Raw genomic sequence first — 23,238 nt, forward strand, 5'->3', positions numbered from 1 at the left:
GATGTCGATGGTGCACTCGCGCAGCGCCCAGCGCTTGCCGTACTTCTTGCCCAGTTGCTGGGCCTGCAGGACAGCGGTCACGCTATGTCCTCCTGTGCAGTGGTGCGAAAGGTGGTCAGGAACAGGGCCTCGATGCTTTCCTCGTCGAGGCCGGCCCGGCGGGCCTTGGCCAGCCAGCGCTGCAGCTCCAGCCGCAGCGGGCCGTGCGCCGCCAGCGAGGTGCCGGTGAGCGTCGCCGTCACGAACGTGCCCACCCCCGGCCGGGCGGCGGCCAGGCCCTCGTGCTCGAGCTCGCGGTAGGCCTTGAGCACGGTGTTGGCGTTGATCGCCAGGTGCGCCACGACCTCCTTGACCGTCGGCAACTGGTCGCCCTCGCGCAGCAGGCCGAGGCGCAGCGCATGCCGTACCTGCTGGACCAGCTGCAGGTAGGGCGAGAGGCCGGACTTCGCATCCAGATGGAACTCGATCACCGATGTCTCCATTTATCTAGCTTCCTAGTACTTTAGATCGTCCCATGTATGGCGCTGGTTAAGAAGCTCCCGGCGGGAAGCTCCGGCGGCGGCCTGCGTGCGGCGAAAAATGACACAAATACGATTCGCCGTCGAGAAAGTCATGCACTTCACGTCCGTAGGGTGAAAGAACTCGCAGGTGATCGTGGACGGGGCAGGATCGGCATGCTGGGGGAGGACACGCCGTACCCGATGCTGGTGACGGACGCCTCAGGCATCATCGAGCAGGCGAACGGGGCCGCCCGGTCGCTGTTCCACCGCGCGGCCGGTGACACGTCGCCGGCGTGGGTCGCCCCGGCGTGGTTCGCACCTGGCCGGCGCGGGCCGATCGGCGAGCGGGTGTTCGAGGCGCATTCGGTGTACGCGGACGCCGGGCGCGTCACCTGGTGGCTGGTCGACGTCACCGGACAGCAGCAGGCCATGGAAGCGCTGCGGGTCGAGCGGGACTCCGCCGTCTCCATGGTGGAGGTCGCCAGCGAGCTGCTGTCCTCACTCAACCTCGACCGCTGCCTGGAGGCGACCGCGCGCCTGGCCGTGCGGCATCTCGCCGACGCCGCGTGGGTCGTCATGCCGGTGTCAAGCCGCCGGTACCAGGTCACCTGCTGCGATTCGGGCGGCGAGGCCGTACACACGAGCCTGAACGTCGACCCGCGGACACTGCCAGGGCTCCTCGAGGCCCTGCAGGGGATCCCGCCGAGGCCGCCCCGCTGGATCGAGCCCGCGCAGGCCCCCGGCTGGGTGGTGCGTGACGGGAACGGCGAGGTCGGCTCCGTGGTGGTGATCGCGCTCCCCGGATACGGGTTGCCCGTGGGCGCGCTCGTCCTGTCGCGCCGCTCGGCCGCCGGCTTCTCCCCGCGCGAGGAGGTGTTCGCGCGCCTGTTCGCCGGGCGGGCGGGCACCGCGATCTCGATCGCCCGCGTGTACGCCGAGCAGGCGGCCGTCGCCGAGACGCTGATGGCCGACCTGCTGCCGCCGGTGACGCCGCACCTGGACGGCGCCGAGGTGGCGGCCCGCTACCGGGCGGCGGGCGACAGCGCGCGGGTCGGCGGGGACTTCTACGACGTGCATCCCGCCGTCGGCTCGGGCCGGGAATCCCTGGTGGTGCTGGGCGACGTCTCCGGCAAGGGGCTGGAGGCCGCCGTGATCACCGGCAAGATCCGCAACACGCTGCGCGCCCTGCTGCCGCTGGCCGACGACCACCAGCGCGTGCTCGAGCAGCTCAACGACGTGCTGCTCGCCGGTGACGGCCTGCGCTTCGTCACCCTGGTGCTGGCCGCGGTCGAACGCCGCGGCACGCGGCTCGCGCTGCGGCTGACCAGCGCCGGGCACCCGCCGCCGATGATCGTGCGCAACGACGGCCGGGTGGACGTCGCCCGTACCGAGGGGACCTTGATCGGCATCCTGGAGCAGGTCAGCAGCGTCACCGAGACGGTGCTCCTGCGGCCGGGAGAGATGTGCCTGCTCTACAGCGACGGCGTCATCGAGGCCAGGGGCGGGCCGCTCGGCGACGAGATGTTCGGCGACGAGCGGCTGCGGGAGGAGCTGCGGCAGTGCGCCGGCATGCCGCCGGACGCCCTGGCGGAGCGCGTGCAGATGCTCGCGTCGCAGTGGGCGGGCGAGGGGGAGCAGGACGACATCGCGATCGTCGCCATCGGGGCGCCGCGCGCGGCCCCCGCGGCAGGAGGGCGGCCGGTGTGAAGGACGACATCGAGCGGTACGTCGGAGCGCTGGAGGAGGCGGCGACGGCCGGCGACGAGTACACCGCGATCGACACGGCCCGGGCCGCGCTCGACGCCGACGTCCCGGCGGAGACCGTGCTCCTCGACGTCGTCGCCGTCGCGCAGGCCCGCATCGGCCAGGACTGGGCGGCCAACCGCCTCACGGTCGCCCAGGAACACACGGCCACCGCCGTCAACGAGCGCGTCCTCACCGTCGTGGCCCACCATCCGGCCGCACGGGACCACCGTTCCGAGCCGTCCAAGGGGCGGATCACCGTGGCGTGCGTGGCCGGCGAGTGGCACACGTTCCCCGCCCGGCTGCTGACCGAGGTGCTGCGGCTGCGCGGCTGGCGGGTCGACTACCTGGGCGCCCACGTGCCCACCGCGCACCTGATCGTGCACCTGCACCGGACGGCCCCCGACGTGGTCGCGCTGTCCAACTCGATCGCCACCCGCCTGCCCGCCGCGCACGCGGCGATCATCGCCTGCCAGGCGGCGGGCACGCCCGTGCTCGCCGGCGGCGCCGCCTTCGGCCCCGACGGCCGTTACGCCCAGCTGCTCGGAGCCGACGCCTGGGCACCCGACGCCCGCACCGCCGCCGACCTCCTCGACGGGCCGCTGCCGCACCGGCCCACGTCCGGGCTGAGCGTCGGCGGGCCGGCCCACCTGGCCGGCCACGAGTACAGCCAGCTCACCGCCCGCGCTCCGGACCTGGTCAGAAGCGTCATGGAAGAGCTGAGCCGGCACGTCCCTGAGGGGCAACCGGGACACACCGCCGAAGACGTCGCCTACATCGTCGACTTCCTGAGGACCGCCGCGTACGTGGACGACCCGGACCTGTTCACCACCTTCATCGGCTGGATGGCGCAGCTGCTCGGGTCGCGCGGCGTACCGGAGCGCGTGCTGGCCGCCGCCCTGGACGCGATGGACGCCCACCTCTCCGACCTGCCGCAGGCCCGCGCCACCCTGACGCGGACCCGGGCGACGCTCCGCCCGGCCGGCTAGTGGGTCGGTGACGTCAGCCCGTAACGGGCCACGACGTCGTCGAGCCGGCCTGGTCGCCGTAGGTGAGGCCGTACCTCGTCGCGAGTTCGGTGAATTCGGGCGTCTCGTGGAGCCCGCCGCCGGGGCCTACGACGACCTCGTCGGCGCCGGACCGGAAGCCGATCTGGCCTTCGAGCACGATGGAGTGCTCGTCCTCGCGCGTGTGGCGGGTGCGGCGCGGACCGACTCCCCGTCACCGGGATTGGACCACCCTGACGGCCGGTGTGTTGCGGAGGTTCATGACGTCCTACCCTTCTACGGCTGGTCCTGCGGTGGGGCGGGGCATCCGCTGATGAGCGGCAGCCACAGCACGAACTTCGCCCCGCGCGACGAGTCCCCGACCGTGAGGGTGCCGTGGTGGGCGTGCGCGATGTCGCGGGAGATGGCCAGGCCGAGACCGCTGCCCCCGGGGTCGCGGCGGCGGCCGTCGTCGAGGCGGACGAACCGTTCGAAGATACGTTCGCGGTGGGCGGGCGGGACGCCGGGTCCGTCGTCGGCCACGGTGACCACGACCCCCTCGTCGGCCGGCGCGACGCTGACCTCGACGGACGATTCGGCGTGCCGCTGAGCGTTGGACAGGAGGTTGTCCAGCACGCGGATCAGCTGCATGCGGGAGCCGCGGATCTCCAGCCCGGCGGGCGCGTGGACGGCGATCGGCACGCTCCCGGACTGCGCGCGCACCTCCGCGGTGACGAGTTCGCCGAGATCGATCCTCTCCGGGGGCAGCGGATCGCTGGCCCGGAGGCGGGCGAGCAGCAGCAGGTCGTTGACGATCTCCTCCAGCCGCCCGGCGGTGACCAGCGCTCTCTGCAGCGCGTCCCGGGCGTCCACGTCCTCGGGGTAGAGCAGCGCCTCCTCCAGCTGCGTGCGCAGCCCGGCGATCGGGGTGCGCAGCTCGTGGCTGGTCGTGGAGGCGAACTGGCGGAGCTGTTCCACCGCGCCCTCCAGCTGGCTGAGGGTCTGGTTGGCGGTGGTGGCGAGCCGGGCGATCTCGTCGTTGCCCTGCGGTTCGGGCACGCGCATGCTGAGGTCGCTCACCGTGATCTGCGACATCCTGGCCCTGATCGCCTCGACGGGGCCCAGCGCGCGGCCCACCAGCACCCATGCGGTCCAGGCCGCGATGCCGGTGATCAGGGCGATCCCGGCCGCGATGGCGTATTCGAGGCGGTGGGTGGCCAGCAGGTCCGGTTCCGGGGTGCCGGCGTAGACGACGCTCGCGTTCTCGTCCGGGGTCAGGCGGATGGCCTGCAGCAGGATGCAACGGTCGTTCGGCGGGCACTCGGTGTGCGGCTGGAAGCGGGCGTCGGGCGGTGGCCGGAGCCGGCTGAGCGGGACCGTTGACGACGCCTCCCGGCTGGAGTTCGTGACCCGGTGGTGCACGTCCACGACCTGGATGAGGTCGACGGGCGGGTTGGCCGGGATCGGGTGCGGCACCAAGCCGCTGCGGGCCACCGGGCTCCACTGGCTCGCCACCCGTTCTGCCAGGCGGAAGGAGTCGGACTGGACCCGGTAGCGGATCGCGAGGTCAAGGGTCGCGCCGAGCACCACCAGCACACTCATCGCGAACAGAGCCGCGATGAATGTGCACCGACCCCGGACGGAACGCGGGCGTGGAAGGAGTGACATGTCATCTCCGTACGGACAGAAGTTGTCGAACCGATGTATGTGCCACCACGTCAGCCACTCGCCTCCACCAGCCGCTCGGCCACGGTGTCGAGCAGTTCCCGCGAGGACCTGGCGAACCTGCCGACGCCCTCGTCCTCGAGCACCTGGAACGTTCCGGCCAGGTCGACACCCGCTTCGGCGAGCCGGTCGAAGACCTCCCGCGCGCGTGCGGCGGTGCCGGTGCCGATGGCGTCGAGCCGCCGGTCGACCTCGGTGTCCACCCTGGAGACGAAGAACGAGGCCACCGACGAGATGTGGCCGAGGCGAAGGCGATGGGCCCTGGCCTGTTCGAGGCCGGTGAGGAGGGCGTTGACCACGGCGCGGTACCGCTCGGGCGAGAAGACCAGCGTGACGTTGACGCTGATGCCCTCGGCCAGCGCTGCGGTGACGGCCGGCAGCCCTTCCCGGGTCGCCGGGATCTTCACGAAGATGTTGGGCCGGTCCACGGCCTGCCACAGCTGCCGCGCCTCGGTCACCGTCCCCTCGGTGTCCCGGGCCAGGCGGGGGCCCACCTCGATGGACACCCGGCCGTCCCGGCCGTCCGTCGCGTCGTGGACGCCACGGAGGAGGCCGGCGGCCTCGCGCACGTCGGAGGTGGTCAGCTCCCGGGCGGCGGTGTCCGGGTCGGCGCCGGCGTCGGCCAGGCGGCGCAGGTGCTTGCCGTAGTCGTCGCCGCTCGACAGCGCGGTGGCGAAGATCGTCGGGTTCGTCGTGACCCCGACGACGTGGTGGTCGCGGATGAGCCTGGCGAGACTGCCCGAGTCCAGCCGTTGCCTCGACAGGTCGTCCAGCCAGATGGACACCCCGGCCGCGGCCAGCTCGGCAAGTCGGTCATTACAGGTCATAACTCTTTTCCTTCCCCTTTGGCGACACCAGCTCTCGCCTGGTGACGAATGCGTAGTTTCGTTACAGTCAATGGGTGTAACGAAACTGCGAGCTTCGGCCATTCCCGCTTGTGTTACAGTTACTTGCTGTAACGTATCTCGAGGCGGAGGCGACCATGGACGCGCAGCGGGCGAGCTCCGGGGGCCGGCCGCGTGACGCGGCCATCGACGAGGCCATCATCCTGGCCACCCGTAAGCGGCTCGTGCGCGACGGCTACGCCAGGATGACGATCGGCGACATCGTCGCCGACGCCAAGGTGACCCGGCCCACGCTCTATCGCCGCTGGAAGAACAAGTTCGACCTGGTCGTCGACGCGCTCGACTACGGCTTCCGCAAGCAGCGCGACATGCACGCCGTCGACCTCTCCGGCCTGGAGCCTCGCGAGGCCCTCGTCGAGGCCGTCCGGCGACTCGACCCGGCCTGCTACAACCCCGACGCCATGGTGCTGATGGGCAACTTCGCCGGCGAGCTGCCCCGCACCCCCGAGCTGCTCGAGATCCTGCGCACGCACGCCGTCGAGCCCCGTCTCGCGCTGGTGGAGGAGGTGCTGCGGCAGCTGCGGGACCGTCAGGTGTTCCAGGCCGCCATCGACGTCCGGACGATCGCGATGATGTGCTTCGGCAGCTACTTCGCCGCGTTCTACGCGGGGGAGCCGAGGGAGGAGATTCCCGAACGTGTCGTGGCCGTGCTGTGGCCGGCCATGGCTCGTGCGTGAACCCGTAGGTCGGGCGGCGCGGGCAGGCGCGCTCGGGCGCGCGGTGAAATTGACCTCTTGTCACGGGCCGGCTCTCGAATAATGATGTGAGCAATCGGAAATTTGTCAAAAGCTCCTCATATATCGGGGAGCATGCGGCAGCGTCTCCGAACCCTTCCGTCCCACGTCAACCCCCATGCGGCGGGTCAACGGCGGCCCGCAGCAGGCTTCTGCCAGCCACGTATCTCGGAGGTTTCCTGGTCATGCCTGCCCTCCTTCTGCCATCGCGGCGGCTTCGCCGGGCCTTGCTCGCGGCGCTCGCCGCCGTCGCGCTGGCCCTGTTCCCAGCCGCCCAGGCGTGGGCGGCCGCGCCGGTCCCGGGCGGCGTGCCGCCCCGGCCGCCGGCCCCCGTGGCGCCCGACCCGTCGCTCCAGGCGCATCCGCTGGCGGCCGCACCCGGGCCCCTGGACAACCCGCTCAAGGGCTTCGCCCGCTTCTACTGGCCAGGGGCCGACCAGAACACCGGCTACCCGCACTCCCTCACGTGGAGCTATTTCGGCCTGTCAGAGCTGATGACCGACCCGGCCGACTGCTCGAAGTACAACTGGTCGATCCTCGACAGCGCGCTGAACGAGATCGCGTCGTACGGCAACCAGGCCGCCGTGCGGTTCTACCTGGAGTATCCCGGCGGCTCCGGGACCCACCCGGCCAACGCCATCCCGCGCTGCTTCGACGGGCACGTCACGTACCGGACCAACACCTACTGGGGCACCACCAGCCCGGACTACGACAGCCCGTACCTGCTCGACGCACTGGGCGACTTCATCGCGGCCTTCGGCGCCCGGTACGACGGCGACCCCCGCATCGGGTTCATCCACCTGGGCCTGATCGGGCTGTGGGGCGAGTGGCACACCTGGCCGTTCGACACCGACACCAGCGGCGACACCCATCCGAACTTCATGCCGACCGACGCGCACGCCGCGCAGATCCTCCAGGCGTACGACAACGCGTTCAACCGGACCAAGCTGGAGATGCGCTACCCCGATTCGGCGGCCGGCGCGGGGACGAACCGGGACATCGGCTACCACGACGACTCCTTCTGCTACAAGGAAGGCTCCCCGCTGGCCGGCGTCACGCTGCCGCGGTCGCTCGGCGGGGCCAGTTACGCCCAGCTCGAACGGGCCCTCAGCCACGGCGCGGAGAACAAGTGGATCACGGCTTCGATGGGCGGCGAGGTCCGGCCCGAGATCCAGTCCTCGGCGTTCGCCTCCTGGCCCGGCGGCTCCGGGCAGGTCGACAACATGAAGGCGTGCATCGAGCTGGAGCACACCACCTGGAAGATCAACGAACAGAGCCAGAGTTACGCGGCCGGCGACCCGAACGTCGCGGCGGCCGTCCGCCTCATGGGGTACGACCTCACCGTCGACAACGCGTACTTCAAGGACACCGCGAGCGGCACCACGAACGTGGGCGTACGGATCAGGAACAACGGGGTGGCGCCGTTCTACTACCCGTGGACGGTCACCCTCGGCCTGAAGAACAGCGCCGGGACCGTGGTCAGGACCTTCGACACGTCCTGGGACCTCCGCACGGTCATGCCGCTCAAGATCCGCGCGTTCCCCGACTGGGGTGTGGGCCCGGACCCGACCTATCTGGACCACGGCTACCCGCAGTACTTCCAGACCGGCGTCAACCTCTCCGGCGTCCCCAACGGCGGCTACCAGTGGGTCCTCCGGGTGAAGAACCCGCTGGAGACCGTCTCCGCGAACGCCAAGAGGCTTCGCTTCGCCAACGCCACCCAGGGCGCCGACGGCTGGCTCGGCCTCGGCCCGGTCACCGTCGGCAGCGGCGGCGGCCAGGACACCACGGCGCCGACCGCGCTCACCGGGCTGACCTCCCCGTCACGCACCGCGAACTCGGTCACCCTGTCCTGGACGGCGGCCACGGACAACGTCGGCGTGGCCGGATACCGCATCTACCGCGGCACCACCCAGGCCGGGACGTCGGCGACGACCTCCTTCACCGAGACCGGGCTGAACCCCGCGACCTCCTACACCTACACCGTCAGGGCCTACGACGCCGCGGGCAACACCTCCGCCGCGTCGGCGCCGGTCACCGTCGTCACCCTCCCGGCGACGTCCGCGGGCCTGGTCGTGGACGACTTCGACGGCAACCCGGCGTACCCGTCCGCCGCCCGCAACGACCTCGGCAGGTGGACCGGCGGGAACTGCTTCCTCAACGGCGGCGGCTCCGGCGCCGTGTCCGGCGGGGCGCTCAGCCTGCGGTACGACAACTGCGGCTGGTTCGGCAGTGACGTGTACACCGACCTGTCCGCGTACACGCATCTCGTCGTCCGGATCAAGGGCGCGGCAGGGGGCGAGCAGGCCCACTTCCACCTCAGTCTCGGCGGGGCGACCAAGGCCTTCGGCGACTTCACGCTCGACGGCGGCGGCCATCCGGCCATCACCACCGCGTACAAGGACATCAGGCTTCCGATGTCCGCGAACGGGATCAACCGCGCGTCCCCCGGACAGCTCGCGATGGGCTTCTGGTACGGCGGCGACAGCACCGTCACCATCGACTCCCTCTCGTTCGAGTGACCCACCGGGAGGCCGGGATCGGGCTGCCGCTCCCGGCCTTCCGGGCCGCCCCGACCGTCTCAGCGGGCCGGCGTACCGTTCGCGGCGACGCGCTGCCCGGCCCCGCCCCGGCCTCGCTCGCCACCGCCCTGCTCTTCGGCTCTGCGGCGCTGGTTCCGCGGCGGGTGCCCCCCGGGCGGCAGGGAGGGCCTGACGCCGGTCAGGCGGCGCGCCTGCCCAGGTCGCGCAGCTGGTCGGGGGTCAGCGCGGAGACGTTCTGGTCGATGGGGGAGTCGGTGTACTGGTGGATGGTCCAGGACTTCCAGTCGGCGGGCGGGGTGAGCGCGCCCTTGGCCCTGCTGTAGTGGGCGACCCACAGGGGGTAGTCGGCCAGGCCCTTGCCGTACGTGTCGGCGAAGTTCCAGCCGCTGTAGAACATCGGGGTGATCCCGGTCCTGGCCTTCACGTGTGCCAGCCACGCCTTGGCCCAGGCGTTCACCTGGGCGACGGACCTGTCGTCGGTCGTCTCCAGGTCCAGGACCAGCAGGTCGCCGCCCTTGGCGGGCTGGGCGTTCACCACGGACAGGAAGTGCTCGGCCTCGGCGATGGGGTCGTTGCCGGGGTGGCCGAAGTGGTACGCGCCGCGCACGATGCCCTTGTCGCCCAGCTCACGCCAGTGACGGGCGAACGAGGCGTCGCGGAAGCCGGTGCCCTCGGTGGCCTTGATGATGCCGAACTGGGCGGGGCTGGCGGCCCAGTCGTACTGGGGCTCGTAGTTGGAGATGTCCAGGCCGTACGTGAGCTGCTGGGTCCTGTGCTGGGCTGCCTGCACGGTGGCGCCGTGATCGGTGGGCGAGGCGAGCACCGTACCGGTCGCGCCGGTGACGGCGGTGGTAGCGGCCAGGATCACGCCTCCGACGGCCAGTGCGAAGAGCTCGGCGGGGCGGCGGTTCCTGACGATCGCGGCGAGCTGAGGCTTGAGCATGGGGATGTCGACTCCTTCTTCCATGCCGCCTACCGGGTTAGCTGACGGGTTCGGGACTGGAAGTCGCCCCTACGGGCGCGGCTCGGGCCGGCGTCCGATTCACCCCGGAAAGTGGATCCCCGGCTCCGCGGGGTCGCGGATTCGGCGGGCGCGGCGGACCGCGCCCAGTAAAGGTACAGATCTCCCTAAAGTGGGAGCAAGTACGGCAAAGCGAAGGCCCATGTTCGTCGGCGGGAACCAGCCCGAAAAGCCGCGCCGGCAAGGGTTTCCGGGGCTGGGTAAAGTTTCCGGCGCCGCCCTGGTCGCCGCCCCGGAACGGCTGTGACTTGTGATACTCGTGATGCGACCGCTTTTGCCCTCCTAAACCCCGTCCACCATGCTGCTTGGGTAAAGAATTCTGTCGCGATCGCCTATGTCGCAGGGGATCCTGTTGCCTTTCCCAGGGCCCGGCTTGCATCTTTCTATGCGATTCGCTTACCTTTGAGGACTCAAGGCGTACGACCTGACGACAAGCACTTGTCGCGTGACGCCGTTCATTTGTCGAGACCGCGTCTCACCAGCACGTACGTGCAGGGATGTGTGACGCGGCCCGCCGAATCCGTGAATGCAGCGGAACCGGGGACCCACTTTTTTCTGGGGTGAATCGGCGCGCTCTGATCCGAGCGCACCGTAGGGCACTTCCACGCCCGAACCCGTCAGCTAACCCGGTAGGCGGCATGGAAGCGAGGAGCAATCCAAGTAATGGCCAAGTACACCCTTTCCCGTGCCCTGAAGCCCGCGAGCCTCACCCGGTTCGCCGTCGGGGCGGCCGTGGCGGCCGGTGCCGTTCTCGCCGCCGGTCCGGCCTTCGCCGCCGACGACTCCTCCCAGGCGCAGAAGTCCGCGGGTCAGGTGTCCGCGCAGTCGGTGCTGAAGGTCGCCGAGTCGCAGATCGGCGTGGCCGAGAACGCCGCGGGCGGTGGCACCCCGTTCCACAGCTGGTACATGTCCTCGCCCCGGGCGCAGGAGACCATCACCCGTGACGGCGGAAGTGTACGGGCCTACGCCAACGCTCCGTGGTGCGCCATGTTCGTCTCCTGGGTCGGCGAGAAGGCCGGCGTCCGCCCCACCATGGGCTGGGACGCCTACACCGTCACCTACGCCAAGTGGTTCCAGACCAACCAGCACTGGGGCACGATCGCCAAGCCCGGCGCCGTCGTCTTCTTCGACTGGAACGGCAAGAGCACCACGGGCATCGACCACGTGGGCCTGGTCAAGCAGGACAACGGCAACGGCACGATCACCACGATCGAGGGCAACACCGGCAACGGCAAGGTCGAGCAGCGCATCCGGCCCAAGTCCCAGGTCGTCGGCTACGGCTACCCCCAGTACAAGGCCTGATCCCAGGTAGGCCGCACGCTCCTTGCCAGGTGCGATGGCCAAGGGACACCGGGTGGTGCAGGAGAGATCCTGCGCCACCCGTTGTGTTTGCTCCGGGAGAGCCGGGCTACGCGTGCTGCCGATACCAGTCGAGCGTCGCGGCCCCCCTGCGGAGTGCGGGATGACGTCGGAGGTAGGGCAGACTCCTACCCGTGGACGCGACGGTACGGAAGATCATCCAGGACCTGAACGAGGCCGCGGCCCGGCACGACGCCGCCCAGCAGGACAGGCTGGACCGGTGGCGGGTCCTGGAGCCCGACGCCGGGGAGTTCCTCTGGTTCCTCGCCCAGAGCATCGATGCGCGCACCATCGTCGAGATCGGCACCTCCCGCGGCGTGTCCACGCTGTGGCTGGCCGACGCGGCCCGGGCGGCCGGCGGTCACGTCCTCAGCCTCGACACCGACGCCCAGGCCCAGGCCCACGCCCGGCGTACGACGGCCGAGGCGGGCCTGGCCGACCACGTGGAGTTCCGGGTCGCCGACGGCGGCGCCGTCCTCGCGGACCTGCCGGACGGGGCGGTGGACCTGCTCTTCCTCGACGCCGAACGCCCCGAGTACCCGTCCTGGTGGCCCCATCCGTACCGCGTCCTGCGCCGGGGCGGCATCCTCGTGGCCGACAACGCCCTGTCCCACCCCGAGGAGATCGCCCCCCTGCACGACCTGCTCCGGCAGGAGCCCGGCCTGACGGTCAGCACGATCAACGTCGGCAAGGGCGAACTGGTCGCGCTACGACGCTGAGGGTGCCGCGTACGTCCGCTCGTGCGTCAGAGGGCCAGTGCGGTCATGAAGGCCATGCTGGCCGCCATGCCGGCCGAGCACGCGTTCTGGCTGAGCGTCCTGCGGTCCGGGCTTCGCCCGGGGAGAAGGTGGAGGAGCCGGGCGCACGTCCAGGCCACCCCGATGACCAGGGCCACCGCGGTCAGCGATCCGCCTCCGTGGGAGTGCGCCGGTGAGGAGGCGCCGGCGGGCGTGGGGTCGTTGAACGCCGTCAGGACCAGGAGGAGGGACATGACCACGAAGTCCTGGATGTGGTGACCGGTTTCCGCGCGGCGGGAGGGGGAGCCGCAGAGCCAGCCGGCGGTCAGCAGGGCGAGCACCCCGGCGGGGAGGAACAGGCCGCCCAGGTGCCCGAGCGCCATGCCGAGCGCCATGACGACGTGCGGCCATCTCCTGGCGGGCCGGGCGAAGGGCAGCAGGGCCGGGGCCAGGGCCAGGGCGCAGCCGACCGCTATCCCCACCGTGTGGAGGACGGCATGCATCAGGAGGTCTCGCCCAAGAGGTACGCGCGGGTGTCCATGATGCACTCCTTGCCGTCGTCGGATGGTTACACCCCTCTGGACAGGACAGGTAGGCGAGCTGTGACAGGAATGCGCTCCCCGGGTGACCCCGACGCGTTCGGGGAGGGCCGCAGCGAGCGTCGCGGCCGGCCCTCCCCGTGCTCGGTGGCTTCCTGAGGCTCAGCGGTTGACGGCGCAGGCGTCCCTGTTGAGGGAGAACCGGCTCGGCAGGGACGTGTCGCCCGTGTGGCGGGCGAGGTAACCCATGGTGACGCTGCCGCCGGGGGCGATGGCGCCGTTGTGGGTGGCGTTGACCGCGGTGATCATGTCACCGCTCTGGGTGAGGTCGGTGTTCCAGTCAGAGATGACGGTCTGTCCCCGGGAGAGGGGGAACCTCAGCGTCCAGCCGTTGATCGGCGTGCTGCCGGTGTTGGTGATGGTGAGGTCGACGGTCATCCCGCCACCCCAGGTCTGCGTGGTGTACGCGATCCGGCAGGTCGGCTTGGCGTGTTCGAACGTGATGCGGTGCAGGCCGCCGGGAAGGTCGTTGACGACGTAGAGCTCGCCCTCCGGTGTCGCGCCGAACGCCGTGACCTGCGTGGGCGTCTGGCCGATCTCGGCCTGGTCGTAGCCGCCGGCACCGTTCGCGCGCAGCGCCCACACGGTGGAGTAGCAGTAGTCGGTGGCGATGTAGGTGCCGCCGACCAGGTGGGCGAACTGCTCGCCGTGGTACACCTGCCCGCCGATGACCGCGCAGCCGCCGGTGTGCGGGGAGTAGGTGAAGACGGGCTTGGTGTACGCGGCGCCGGAGCGGCACTGGGCCTGGTCGAACACCTCGAGCCCTTCGTAGCAGGACCAGCCGAGGTTCGCGCCCGCCTGCCGTCCGGCCGGGATGTGGTTGATCTCCTCCCATCTGCCCTGGCCGACGTCGGCGATCCACAGCGAGCCGTCCGCGGGGTCGACGGAGAAGCGCCAGGGGTTGCGCCCGCCGTACATCCAGATCTCTTCCCGGGCGCCCGCCACGCCGACGAACGGGTTGTCCTCCGGTACGCAGTAGGCCAGGTCGCCGCAGCTCCGGCTGACGTCCACGCGCAGGATCTTGCCCAGCAGCGTGTCCAGGCGCTGCCCGCTGTCCAAGGGGTCCCCGGCGCCGCCGCCGTCGCCGATGCTCATGTACAGGTTGCCGTCGTTGCCGAAGGTGATCTGGCCGCCGTTGTGGTTGTCGAACTCGGCGTGCTCCTGGGAGAGCAGCGGTTCGAGGCGGGCCTCGTCCAGCCGGTACCGGGCCAGCGTCACCGCGCCGTCCGGCAGCGCGGTGTAGGCGAGGTACAGGTCCTGGCTCTCGGCGAAGTCGGGCGCGAGGGTCATGCCGAGCAGCCCCCGCTCGTTGCCGGATTCGTCCACCGACGCGGTGATGTCGATGATCGGGGTCTGCCCGAGGCCGGTGTCCGGGTGGTAGACGCGTACGGTCCCGCGCTTCTCCGTGATGAACAGCCTGTTCGTGCCGTCGTCGGGCGCGGCGATGGCGGTGGGGCGGCGTAGCCCGAAGGCGACCTGGGTGCTGGTCGCGTTGATCTCTTCCAGTGGCACCTGGGCCGAGCTGTCCACGACGGATGGGGAGGTGGCGGCGGCGACGGGTGGGGTGAGTGCGTTCACGGGGGCGAGCAGTGGCAGGGACAAGGCGAGCAGCACGGGGGCTGCCCAGCGTTTTCCTGGCATGTCGGACTCCAGAGGCCGGGGCTGCGTCCCGACCGGACGGTATCCGCTCGCCCGCCGGCCCATCCAGCGCGGCTCCGGCCGCGGAAACGGCACCAGGCTGCCGCGGCCGCAGGCGTACCCTCTGACCGGCGGCGATGCGAGAGAGCCCCGGCCAGGCCCCGGCCCCGGCCGATGAAACGTACATTTGCCCGGACCGCGAGGCGCTCGCGGTCCGGGGTGCGGTCAGCGTCAGCGGGAGGCGCGCGGCTGACCGGCGGCGTGGGCTTCGGCGGTGGTCTTGAGGTCGCGCAGCCACGCTTCGAGGCCCCCGCCGAGGGCCGCGGTCGCCGTGGGGATGTCCGCTTCGACCTGCGCGCCCGTTCAGGTCTCCGCGGTGTGTACGCGGACCCCGCCCTTGACCCTGGTGAAGGTCCACAGGTGGACCCCCTCGTCGATGCGCAGCCCCGCACCGATCGCGGGTCCGCTCCACAGGATGCAGGAGTTGTGCTTGAGCTGCCGGACGGTGGAGGTGATCTCCAAGGTGGTGGCGGGGGTCGTGGGCGTGGCGGGCGCGGGGGTGGTCCACCGGAACTGCGAGCCCTTCCGCAGCGGGCCGGGGGTGAGGCGCTTCATCGTCAGGACGGGGGCCTGCCAGGCCGGCCAGCGCTCGACGTCCGTCTGCAGCTTGAAGACGGTGCTGAGCGGCGCCTTGATCACGATGTCGGACTCGTAGCGGATGCGGGCGGTGGCGTCGACGCCGTGCCCGCGGCACTGGGACGCGCTGCCGGGGGAGGTGGCGGCCTGGGCGGCCGGGACGGTGCCGGCCAGGACGCCGGCGAGGGTCAGGGAGATCGTCAGTGCGGCGGCGCCGGCGCGGGTCCGCTGGACGGACGGCTTCGGCGAGCTGTGCTTCGACATGGTGTGCCTCTTTCGTTTCGCTACAAGCTCTCGTGTTCGTTAGAAGTTGTAACGCATCGGCGTGGAGAGTGTCAATAAGGTTCGTGATAGCTTCTAACTGAACTTGGAAGCTGTAGCAGCGTGGGAGCTGAAAGGTGGCGGACCATGGGCGAAACGGGCACGAAGGCCCCGCGTGAGCGTTACCGCGATCAGGTGCGCGCGGAGATCAAGGAACGCGCGTGGGAGCAGATCGCCGAGGCGGGGGCGTCCGCGCTGTCCCTCAACGCGATCGCCAAGCGGATGGGCATGAGCGGGCCCGCGCTCTACCGGTACTTCGCCGGCCGCGACGAGCTGATCACCGCGCTCATCAGGGACGCCTACCGGAGCCTGGCCGACACCCTCCGAGCGACCGCCGCCTCCGGCGCCGACGTGGCGGGGCTGGCACGTGCCCTGCGCGCATGGGCGCTCGACGATCCCCAGCGCTACCTGCTCATCTACGGCACGCCGGTGCCCGGCTACCACGCGCCCGACGAGATCACCGGCATCTCGTCCGAGATCATGGCGACCCTGCTCGACGCCTGCGTCGCACTGCCCGTCGAAAGCCCGGCGACGCCCTTCGACGAGCACATCGAAGATCATCGGCAGTGGGCGGACGGGCACCCCGCCCCGCCCGCGGTCCTGCACCGGGCCCTGTCCTGCTGGACCCGGCTGCACGGCGTGCTGTCCCTGGAACTGGCCGGCCACTTCGCCGGGATGGGCTTCGACCCCGCGCTCTACTTCGAGGCCGAGCTGGACGATCTGCTGACCGGCTGACCCGCGCCGGTGGGCCGGAGCGCGGGCTGCCCGTCTACTGCCGGGTCGAGGACATTCCCGGTTACGAGACCGCCTGATCCGCCGCGGGCGCCGCGTCCGTCAAGGGTCAGGCGGAGTCGCGGACGACGAGGACCGGCTCGAAGATGCGCGAGGTCACCGGCCGTCCCGGTTGCTCGATGTGGGTCAGCAGCATGCGGGCCATCTCGGCGGCCATGTCCTCCACCGGGTGGCGGATGGTCGTGAGCGGGGGGCTGCAGGCGGTCGCCGCGCTGCTGTCGTCGAAGCCGACCACGGCCACGTCGTCCGGCACCCGGCGGCCGTGCTGCCGAAGGGCGAGCAGGGCGCCCTGGGCCATCAGGTCGTTGGCGGCGAAGACGCCGTCGAGGTCGGGATGCTCGGCCAGCAGGCGTTCCATGGCCGCCTCGCCGCTGTGATGGGTGAAGCCGCCCTCGGCGCAGGGGATGTAGGGGTGGCCGTGCACGGCCATCGCGTCCCGGAAGCCGGTCAGGCGGGACTGGCTGGCCGGCACGTCGAGGGGGCCGGAGATCGTCGCGACGCGCCGGCGGCCGCGCGCGACGAGACGGCCGGCCGCGAGCTCGGCCCCGGCCCGGTGGTCGACGTCGACGTAGCTGATCGGGATCGGCTCGGCGGGCCTGGCGAAGAGCACGGCCGGCAGCCCGGCCTCGACGAGGAGCCGGGGGAGCGGGTCCGCCGCGTGGGTGGAGACCAGGAGGGCCCCGTCGGCGTTGCCGTGCCGCAGGTGGGTGAGGACCTGGGCCTGGATCTCGGCGGTCTCGGCGAACATCAGGATCGGATGGATGCCGCGCGGCCGCAGGAAGCTGACGATGCCGCCGACGACGCGGCCGAAGAACGGGTCGGTGAAGACCTGGCTCGGAAAGGGGGCGTCCTCGCCCTCACCGCCCGCCCCGGAGACGACGAGGGCGATGGCCCCGGTGCGGCGCGTGACGAGGGAGCGGGCCGCGTGGTTGGGGACGTATCCGGTGGTGGCGATGGCCCGCCTGACGGTCTCCTGGATCGCGGGATCGACGTTGCGGATGCCGTTGATCACACGGGAGACCGTGGCACGGGAGACTCCCGCCGCGCGGGCCACGTCCTCCAGGGTGATGGACGAGCCCGATGCCGGCGAGGGATCTTGCCTCATCAGCCCTTTATAGCACAGAGGCTGGAGAGCGCTCTCCAGCCTCTGTGGCGGCTCCGGACCTCAAGGCCGGGGAAGCTCGAAGTCCTCCGTGAGGGCGGCGCCCCGGTGCGGCTTGTACAGGTCGTAGCCGCGCGGGTTGCACTGGAGGCCGCCGTTGATGCAGTGGGTCACCAGCGCGTCGAGGATCGCCGGGTCGTCCCAGGCGTTGAAGAAGTCGTAGTGCCAGGTGTAACCACGCCCGCTGGACAGGCGCGCCTGGGACAGGTCGCCGTCGGCCGGGAAGGCGATCTTGAATTCCAGCATCGGCACCGCCACCGGGTGACTGGCCGGGCAGTAGCCGCCGGTGGGGTAGGACATGTGGCCCTTGTGGTCGGCGCTGTCCAGGCGGACCCCGTCCCAGCAACTCGGCGCCTGGTAGCGGACGTTCACCTGGGTGCCCGGTACGCACGAGCGCGGGATGTCCCAGCTGCGCGAGATGTCCCCGCACTCGAAGCCCTCCACGGCGCCGGGGGAGTCGCGGAACTCCTCCAGGGTCGCGGCCGGGTTGCCGACGACGAAGCGCAGACCCTGGGGGAAGGGCTGCACGCGCCAGTACTCCAGGATGCCCGACTTGTAGTAGATGACCTGGTGGCCGGTCGGCTGGATCAACTGGTCGCCCTTGTAGAAGCTCGGGAACCAGTAGGCCGACCGGTCGTGCGGGTTGGTGCACGAGGTCCCACCGGCGAGGAGCGAGGAGGCCGTGCTGCTCGCGTTGGTCGTGCGGTTGCCGACGAAGGTGTGCATGTGCGAGGCGCCGGGCAGCCCCGGATAGACGATCGGGTCGTCGGGCCGGTTCGCCGTCCACGAGCAGTTGGCCTGGAACTCGTGATGGGTCACCTCGTCGGTGAACGTGGGTTTGGGCCTCGGCGTGGTCGTGGCGCCGCCGCTGCCGTAGATCTGCATCTCCCACAGGGAGTAGCCGTAGCCGGTGCCGCGGGTGGTGCCGTACATGCGGACGTAGCGGCCGGTGCCGGTCACGTCGAGGGTCTGGGTGCCGCCGGTGCCGGTCGTGGTGGTGTAGGCGTCGGTCCAGGTGGTGCCGTCGCCGGAGGTCTGGATCCTGAATGCTCTCGCGTACGCGTTCTCCCAGGTCAGTACGACCCGGTTGATGGTCGCAGGGGCGCCGAGGTCGACCTGCAGCCATTGCGGATCGGCGGCGGCGCTCGACCAGCGGGTGCCAGGGAGGCCGTCCACGGCGGCGCCGGCACCGTGACCGCCGCCCTCGACGGAGGAGGCGGTCGCCGGCCGGCCCTGCGAGAGCAGGCTGTCCGCCGCGACGGCGGGGACGACGGCGGCCAGACCGGCCGCGGTCATCGCGACCGTGGCGGCCAGTGTGGTGAACACCGCCCGCAGGCGGAGCCTGGCGGGACTTCGGGAAGGGTGCATGGTCTCTCCTCCGACGGGGGCCGACAGGTCGGAGAGCGCTCTCCTGAAGACTGACCGCTCGGGTGAGCCCCTGTCAAGCGCGCGACGACGGCCGGGCCGGCCGGTTGGCTGCGTTTCGCGCTTGTGAGCTGGACGTTTCGGGTCGGTGAAGAAATGGGCCTTGACGTCGTTTCATGGCGGGAGGACTCTCCTCTACGGAGAGCGCTCTCCCGCAACACCCCCTGTCGCTAGGAGAGGTCGTGCGTCCAACTCGCAGTTCCCTGATCATCGCCGTGCTGCTGGGCCTGGTCGTGTCCGTGTCGGCCTTTCCCCATCCGGCGGCGGCCGACAGCCTGCTCTCGCAGGGCAAGCAGGCAACGGCCTCGTCGGTGGAAGGGGCCGCCCACGGCGCCGCGGCGGCGGTCGACGGAGATCTGACGGGCACCCGGTGGTCCAGCTCGTTCAGCGATCCACAGTGGTTGCAGGTCGACCTGGGCGCCCCAGCGACCATCAGCCGGGTCGTCCTCGTCTGGGAGAGCGCGTACGGCAAGGCGTTCAGGATCCAGACCTCCGGCGACGGCACCACCTGGACCGACGCCTACACCACCACGACCGGCACCGGCGGCACCCAGACCCTCGACGTGACCGGCACCGGCCGCTACGTCCGCATGTACGGCACCACCCGCGGCACCGGCTACGGCTACTCCCTGTGGGAGATGCAGATCTACGGCGGCGGAGCGGACCCTGACCCCGACCCGGATCCCGGCACCTGGACCGAGGTGTGGAAGGACGACTTCACCGGCCCCGCGGGCACCTCCCCGTCGGCCGCGCACTGGATCCTGCGCACCGGCACCTCCTACCCCGGCGGAGCCGCGAACTGGGGCACCGGCGAGGTCGAGACCATGAGCGCCGCCACTGCCAACGTCTCCCTCGACGGCAACGGCCACCTGAACATCAAGGCGATCAAGGACGGCGCGGGCCGCTGGACCTCCGGCCGGATCGAGACCCAGCGCACCGACTTCGAGCCGAGGCCGGGCGAGCTGCTGCGGTTCAGCGCCCGGCTCAAGCAGCCCGACGTCGTGAACCCCCTCGGCTACTGGCCCGGGTTCCGCGCCACCGGCGCCGCCTACCGGGGCGACTACACCAACTGGCCGGGCGTCGGCGAGACCGACATCATGACCGGTGTCAACGGCCGCGACCAGCTCGCCAACACCCTGCACTGCGGCACCGCCCCCGACGGCGTGTGCAACGAGTACACCGGCCGCAGCAGCGGCTTCGCCACCTGCGGGGGCTGCCAGACCGGCTACCACGAGTACACGCAGGTCATCGACCGGACCCAGACCGACGAGGAGATCCGCTTCTACCTCGACGGGCGGCAGACCTGGGTCGTGCGCGAGAGCCAGGTCGGCGTCACCGCCTGGCGGGCCGCCGTGCACCACGGCTTCTACCTCCGCCTCGACCTGGCCATCGGCGGCTCCCTGCCGAACGCGATCGCGGGCGTCACGACGCCGGCCGCCGACACGTCCTCCGGCGGCGTGCTGAGCGTGGACTGGATCGCGGTCTCCCGGCAGACCGGCTCCGTCGCCGCCGCGATGACCGACCCGCCCGTCCCCGCCGGGCCGAGCGTGGTCGCGGTGGCCGGTGCCCAGGGCGACTGGCGGCTGACGGTGAACGGCGCACCGTACCTGATCAAGGGGATGACGTACGGCCCGCCGCAGGCCGCCGCCGGCGGCTACCTGCGTGACCTGAAGGCCATGGGGGTCAACACGATCCGCACCTGGGGCGTCGACGACACCCACACCCCGACGCTGCTGGACACCGCCGCTCGGCACGGCATCAAGGTCATCGTCGGGCACTGGCTGAACCAGGGCGCCGACTACGTCAACGACACCGCGTACAAGACCAGCGTGAAGAACGAGATCGTGGCCCGCGTCAACGCCCTGAAGAACCGCCAGGGCGTGCTGATGTGGGACGTCGGCAACGAGGTCATCCTCACCATGCAGGACCACGGCCTGCCGGCCGACGTGGTCGAGCAGCGGCGGGTCGCGTACGCCAGGTTCGTCAACGAGGTGGCGCAGGCGATCCACGCCGCCGACCCGAACCACCCGGTGACCTCGACCGACGCCTACACCCACGCCTGGACCTACTACAAGGCGCACTCCCCGGCGCTGGACCTGCTCGCCGTCAACTCCTACGGCGCCATCCACACCGTCAGGCAGGACTGGATCAACGGCGGGCACACCAGGCCGTACATCGTCACCGAGGCCGGCCCGGACGGCGAGTGGGAGGTGCCCGCCGACGTCAACGGCGTGCCGGACGAGCCGGGCGACCTGGAGAAGCGGGACATGTACACCGCGAGCTGGAACGCCGTACGCGGCCACGCCGGGGTCGCGCTCGGCGCCACCGAGTTCCACTACGGCCTGGAGAACGACTTCGGCGGCGTCTGGCTCAACACCACGCCCGGAGGCTGGCGCCGGCACGGCTACCACGCGCTCAAGCAGGCCTACACCGGCCAGGCCACGGGCAACACGCCGCCGGAGATAGCCTCGATGACGGTCGGCTCGCAGACCGCCGTGCCGGCCGGCCGCACGTTCACCGTCGAGGTCGCCGCGTCCGACCGGGACGGCGACCTGATCCGCTACAACGTGATGCTCAGCGACAAGCACATCACCGGCAACCGCGGCTTCGCCGCCGCGCGGTTCACCCAGACCGGCCCCGGGAGGTTCTCGGTGACGGCGCCGGAGCGGATGGGCGTGTGGAAGGTGTACGTCTACGCCTTCGACGGCCACGGGAACGTCGGCATCGAGCAGCGGTCGGTCCGGGTGGTGCCGCCGGTCGTCGCCGGGACCAACCTCGCCCGCGGCAAGCCGGCCACCGCCTCCACCTACCAGCAGACCGGCGACGGCGGCCCCTTCACCCCCGATCGGGCCACCGACGGCAGCTTCACCTCCCGCTGGGCCAGCGAGTGGGCCGACCCGCAGTGGATCCAGGTCGACCTGGGGCAGACCAGCGCGATCAAGCACGTCCAGCTCGGCTGGGAGGGCGCGTACGCCACGTCGTACCAGCTCCAGACCTCGGTCAACGGCACGGACTGGACGAACGCCGTCACCACGGCCGGTGGTGACGGCGGCTTCGACGAGATCGACCTGAACGCGTCCGCCCGATACGTCCGGCTGAACCTCACCCGGCGCGGCACCGCCTACGGCTACTCGTTGTGGGAGTTCGGCGTCTACGGCTGACGGCCTGGACCGAAGCCCCTAGCTCTCCGGGACGTCCTTGACGAACACGAGCCCGTCGAAACCGTCCAGGTGGGCCGGGTCCAGCGAGGCGTAGCCGAACCAGGGGGACACGCGCGGGGCGGGCCTCGGGTCGCCGAGGGCGGCGGCCAGCCGGTGGGCGTCGACGACGTGGCGGTCCTCCGGGAGGGCGTACAGGAGACCTTCGAGGGTGTCCGGTGGCGGGGTGTCCACTCCCTGGTGCCGGATCGTGCCGAGGGCCGTGGGAACGAAGGCGTACCCCTCGCCCAGGTGGGAGCTCACGATCGCGCCGGCGCCCCACCACTCCAGCATGTGGTCGCCCATCCGCATCGTGCTCGGTTCCCGCTGGAGATGGGTGTTGTGGGCGTGCACCAGCGCCGGGCCGCGCTCGGCGATGGCGAGGAGGTTGGCGGCCATCATCGAGTCCCGCACGCTCGCCAGCCGCGACCAGCGAACCGGTGTGGTGTCGGTCATCCAGAAGTGGTAGCGCAGCAGGCCGGTGGCGGTCCGCCCGTACAGGCGGGCCCGGTCCCACTCGTCCGGCGCGGAGGTCGCGACCAGGTGCGGCCGGTGCGCGTCGAGCAGCGCCGCCAGATCGTCGGCGAGCAGCCGCAGCTCCCTGGCCTCGGCCGACCGCCCGACCGACTGGGACGGGTCCATGGCCGCGGCGGGATTCGTCCACGGGTCGTCGGCGCCGAGCAGGCGGTCGAGCGTTTCCGCGGTGCAGGGAAGCAGGTCCGCGTCCACCCGGGCGGCGAGGTAGCCGTGGAGCGCGGTGAGGACCTGGCGAGGGCTCGCGGCGGCGCTGATCTCCAGCGGCCCGTCGAAGCCGGCGAACCGCACCTGCTCGCTCGCGGGCCGGCCCTCGTTGTACGCGCGCATCCAGCGTACGAGCTCGCGGTTGCCCGCGTGCGCGCCCCACTCGTGGCTGAAGCCGCGCTCCATGACCTCGTCGAGGGTGCCCGTGCCCGAGGTGACGTAGTCGTCCACGACCAGGCCCATCATGCAGTCGCTCTCGATCGCGATCGACCGGTAGCCCTCCTGCTCGACGAGTTGCCGGAAGAGCTGATTCCGCAGGTCGAGCAGGATCTCCGCGCTGTGGGTGGGCTCGCCCAGGCCGAGCAGCCGTGGCCGGGCCGGGAGCAGCCTCAGGAGGGAGGCGGCCTCGACGGCATGGGTGATGTCCTTGATGTCAGCATCCATGCCTTCAACGGTATCGTTGAACTCTCGGTT

The 23,238-nt window shown here is 71.0% G+C and carries 19 protein-coding genes and 2 riboswitches; of the genes, 8 read left to right on the forward strand and 11 right to left on the reverse strand.

Annotated features, from left to right (window positions below; genetic code table 11):
* Nucleotides 1-77: 77 nt before the first annotated feature.
* The gene (locus AB0J69_RS49820; protein WP_364133206.1) at nucleotides 78-470 is read right to left on the reverse strand and encodes a GntR family transcriptional regulator; all 393 of its coding nucleotides are present in this window, start codon (nucleotides 468-470) and stop codon (nucleotides 78-80) included.
* Nucleotides 471-674: 204 nt separating this feature from the next.
* On the opposite strand from AB0J69_RS49820, the gene AB0J69_RS49825 reads away from it, so the two are divergent.
* Entirely contained in the window at nucleotides 675-2,207 is a 1,533-nt protein-coding gene (locus tag AB0J69_RS49825; RefSeq protein WP_364133209.1) for a PP2C family protein-serine/threonine phosphatase, read from the forward strand.
* Complete coding sequence (locus tag AB0J69_RS49830; RefSeq protein ID WP_364133212.1) at nucleotides 2,204-3,232, forward strand: cobalamin-dependent protein; 1,029 nt, start codon at nucleotides 2,204-2,206, stop codon at nucleotides 3,230-3,232. Before AB0J69_RS49825 ends, AB0J69_RS49830 begins: the two co-directional genes overlap by 4 nt.
* 13 nt (nucleotides 3,233-3,245) lie before the next feature.
* On the opposite strand, the gene AB0J69_RS49835 is transcribed toward AB0J69_RS49830, so the two are convergent.
* From AB0J69_RS49835 to tal, 3 genes are all read right to left on the reverse strand, one after another.
* Nucleotides 3,246-3,410, reverse strand: coding sequence for a hypothetical protein (locus tag AB0J69_RS49835; RefSeq protein ID WP_364133214.1), 165 nt, complete (start codon nucleotides 3,408-3,410; stop codon nucleotides 3,246-3,248).
* A 116-nt stretch (nucleotides 3,411-3,526) separates the two neighbouring features.
* Nucleotides 3,527-4,831 (reverse strand): HAMP domain-containing sensor histidine kinase, encoded by a 1,305-nt coding sequence (locus AB0J69_RS49840; protein ID WP_364133217.1) that lies wholly within the window; start codon nucleotides 4,829-4,831, stop codon nucleotides 3,527-3,529.
* Between the two features lie 116 nt (nucleotides 4,832-4,947).
* The gene (tal, locus tag AB0J69_RS49845) at nucleotides 4,948-5,781 is read right to left on the reverse strand and encodes a transaldolase (RefSeq protein WP_364133220.1); all 834 of its coding nucleotides are present in this window, start codon (nucleotides 5,779-5,781) and stop codon (nucleotides 4,948-4,950) included.
* Between the two features lie 155 nt (nucleotides 5,782-5,936).
* On the opposite strand from tal, the gene AB0J69_RS49850 reads away from it, so the two are divergent.
* Together AB0J69_RS49850 and AB0J69_RS49855 are read left to right on the forward strand one after the other, a co-directional pair.
* Nucleotides 5,937-6,536, forward strand: a complete 600-nt coding sequence (locus tag AB0J69_RS49850; RefSeq protein ID WP_364133223.1) for a TetR/AcrR family transcriptional regulator — start codon at nucleotides 5,937-5,939, stop codon at nucleotides 6,534-6,536.
* Nucleotides 6,537-6,778: 242 nt separating this feature from the next.
* Nucleotides 6,779-9,115 carry a DUF4832 domain-containing protein gene (locus AB0J69_RS49855; RefSeq protein WP_364133226.1) on the forward strand — a complete coding sequence of 779 codons (2,337 nt, stop codon included), beginning with the start codon at nucleotides 6,779-6,781 and terminating at the stop codon, nucleotides 9,113-9,115.
* A gap of 199 nt (nucleotides 9,116-9,314) precedes the next feature.
* On the opposite strand, the gene AB0J69_RS49860 is transcribed toward AB0J69_RS49855, so the two are convergent.
* Nucleotides 9,315-10,079 carry a GH25 family lysozyme gene (locus AB0J69_RS49860; protein ID WP_364133227.1) on the reverse strand — a complete coding sequence of 255 codons (765 nt, stop codon included), beginning with the start codon at nucleotides 10,077-10,079 and terminating at the stop codon, nucleotides 9,315-9,317.
* Nucleotides 10,080-10,091: 12 nt separating this feature from the next.
* Nucleotides 10,092-10,236, reverse strand: a riboswitch (cyclic di-AMP (ydaO/yuaA leader).
* Between the two features lie 423 nt (nucleotides 10,237-10,659).
* Nucleotides 10,660-10,808: riboswitch (cyclic di-AMP (ydaO/yuaA leader) on the forward strand.
* Nucleotides 10,809-10,820: 12 nt separating this feature from the next.
* On the opposite strand from AB0J69_RS49860, the gene AB0J69_RS49865 reads away from it, so the two are divergent.
* Entirely contained in the window at nucleotides 10,821-11,459 is a 639-nt protein-coding gene (locus tag AB0J69_RS49865) for a CHAP domain-containing protein (RefSeq protein WP_364133230.1), read from the forward strand.
* A gap of 191 nt (nucleotides 11,460-11,650) precedes the next feature.
* Nucleotides 11,651-12,235 (forward strand): class I SAM-dependent methyltransferase, encoded by a 585-nt coding sequence (locus tag AB0J69_RS49870; RefSeq protein ID WP_364133232.1) that lies wholly within the window; start codon nucleotides 11,651-11,653, stop codon nucleotides 12,233-12,235.
* Nucleotides 12,236-12,261: 26 nt separating this feature from the next.
* Here the strand turns inward: AB0J69_RS49870 and AB0J69_RS49875 are convergent, their stop codons facing one another.
* The 3 genes from AB0J69_RS49875 to AB0J69_RS49885 all read right to left on the reverse strand — a co-directional run bounded on the left by AB0J69_RS49875 (nucleotide 12,262) and on the right by AB0J69_RS49885 (nucleotide 15,390).
* Entirely contained in the window at nucleotides 12,262-12,756 is a 495-nt protein-coding gene (locus tag AB0J69_RS49875) for a hypothetical protein (protein ID WP_364133234.1), read from the reverse strand.
* A gap of 198 nt (nucleotides 12,757-12,954) precedes the next feature.
* Complete coding sequence (locus AB0J69_RS49880) at nucleotides 12,955-14,493, reverse strand: PQQ-dependent sugar dehydrogenase (RefSeq protein WP_364133236.1); 1,539 nt, start codon at nucleotides 14,491-14,493, stop codon at nucleotides 12,955-12,957.
* A 360-nt stretch (nucleotides 14,494-14,853) separates the two neighbouring features.
* Nucleotides 14,854-15,390 (reverse strand): SRPBCC family protein, encoded by a 537-nt coding sequence (locus AB0J69_RS49885; RefSeq protein WP_364133238.1) that lies wholly within the window; start codon nucleotides 15,388-15,390, stop codon nucleotides 14,854-14,856.
* A 144-nt stretch (nucleotides 15,391-15,534) separates the two neighbouring features.
* On the opposite strand from AB0J69_RS49885, the gene AB0J69_RS49890 reads away from it, so the two are divergent.
* Nucleotides 15,535-16,182 (forward strand): TetR/AcrR family transcriptional regulator, encoded by a 648-nt coding sequence (locus AB0J69_RS49890; protein WP_364133241.1) that lies wholly within the window; start codon nucleotides 15,535-15,537, stop codon nucleotides 16,180-16,182.
* Between the two features lie 106 nt (nucleotides 16,183-16,288).
* Here AB0J69_RS49890 and AB0J69_RS49895 read toward each other — a convergent pair whose 3' ends face one another.
* Both AB0J69_RS49895 and AB0J69_RS49900 read right to left on the reverse strand, forming a co-directional pair.
* Nucleotides 16,289-17,344: a LacI family DNA-binding transcriptional regulator gene (locus tag AB0J69_RS49895; protein ID WP_364133243.1), complete on the reverse strand. Its 1,056-nt coding sequence runs from the start codon at nucleotides 17,342-17,344 to the stop codon at nucleotides 16,289-16,291.
* Between the two features lie 60 nt (nucleotides 17,345-17,404).
* Nucleotides 17,405-18,769: a DUF1996 domain-containing protein gene (locus tag AB0J69_RS49900; protein ID WP_364133246.1), complete on the reverse strand. Its 1,365-nt coding sequence runs from the start codon at nucleotides 18,767-18,769 to the stop codon at nucleotides 17,405-17,407.
* 239 nt (nucleotides 18,770-19,008) lie between these two features.
* On the opposite strand from AB0J69_RS49900, the gene AB0J69_RS49905 reads away from it, so the two are divergent.
* The gene (locus AB0J69_RS49905; protein ID WP_364133248.1) at nucleotides 19,009-21,987 is read left to right on the forward strand and encodes a discoidin domain-containing protein; all 2,979 of its coding nucleotides are present in this window, start codon (nucleotides 19,009-19,011) and stop codon (nucleotides 21,985-21,987) included.
* Nucleotides 21,988-22,005: 18 nt separating this feature from the next.
* On the opposite strand, the gene AB0J69_RS49910 is transcribed toward AB0J69_RS49905, so the two are convergent.
* Nucleotides 22,006-23,208 carry an erythromycin esterase family protein gene (locus AB0J69_RS49910; protein ID WP_364133250.1) on the reverse strand — a complete coding sequence of 401 codons (1,203 nt, stop codon included), beginning with the start codon at nucleotides 23,206-23,208 and terminating at the stop codon, nucleotides 22,006-22,008.
* Between the last annotated feature and the right edge of the window lie 30 nt (nucleotides 23,209-23,238).

It is taken from the genome of Nonomuraea sp. NPDC049709, from assembly GCF_040674815.1.
Taxonomy (GTDB): Bacteria; Actinomycetota; Actinomycetes; order Streptosporangiales; family Streptosporangiaceae; genus Nonomuraea.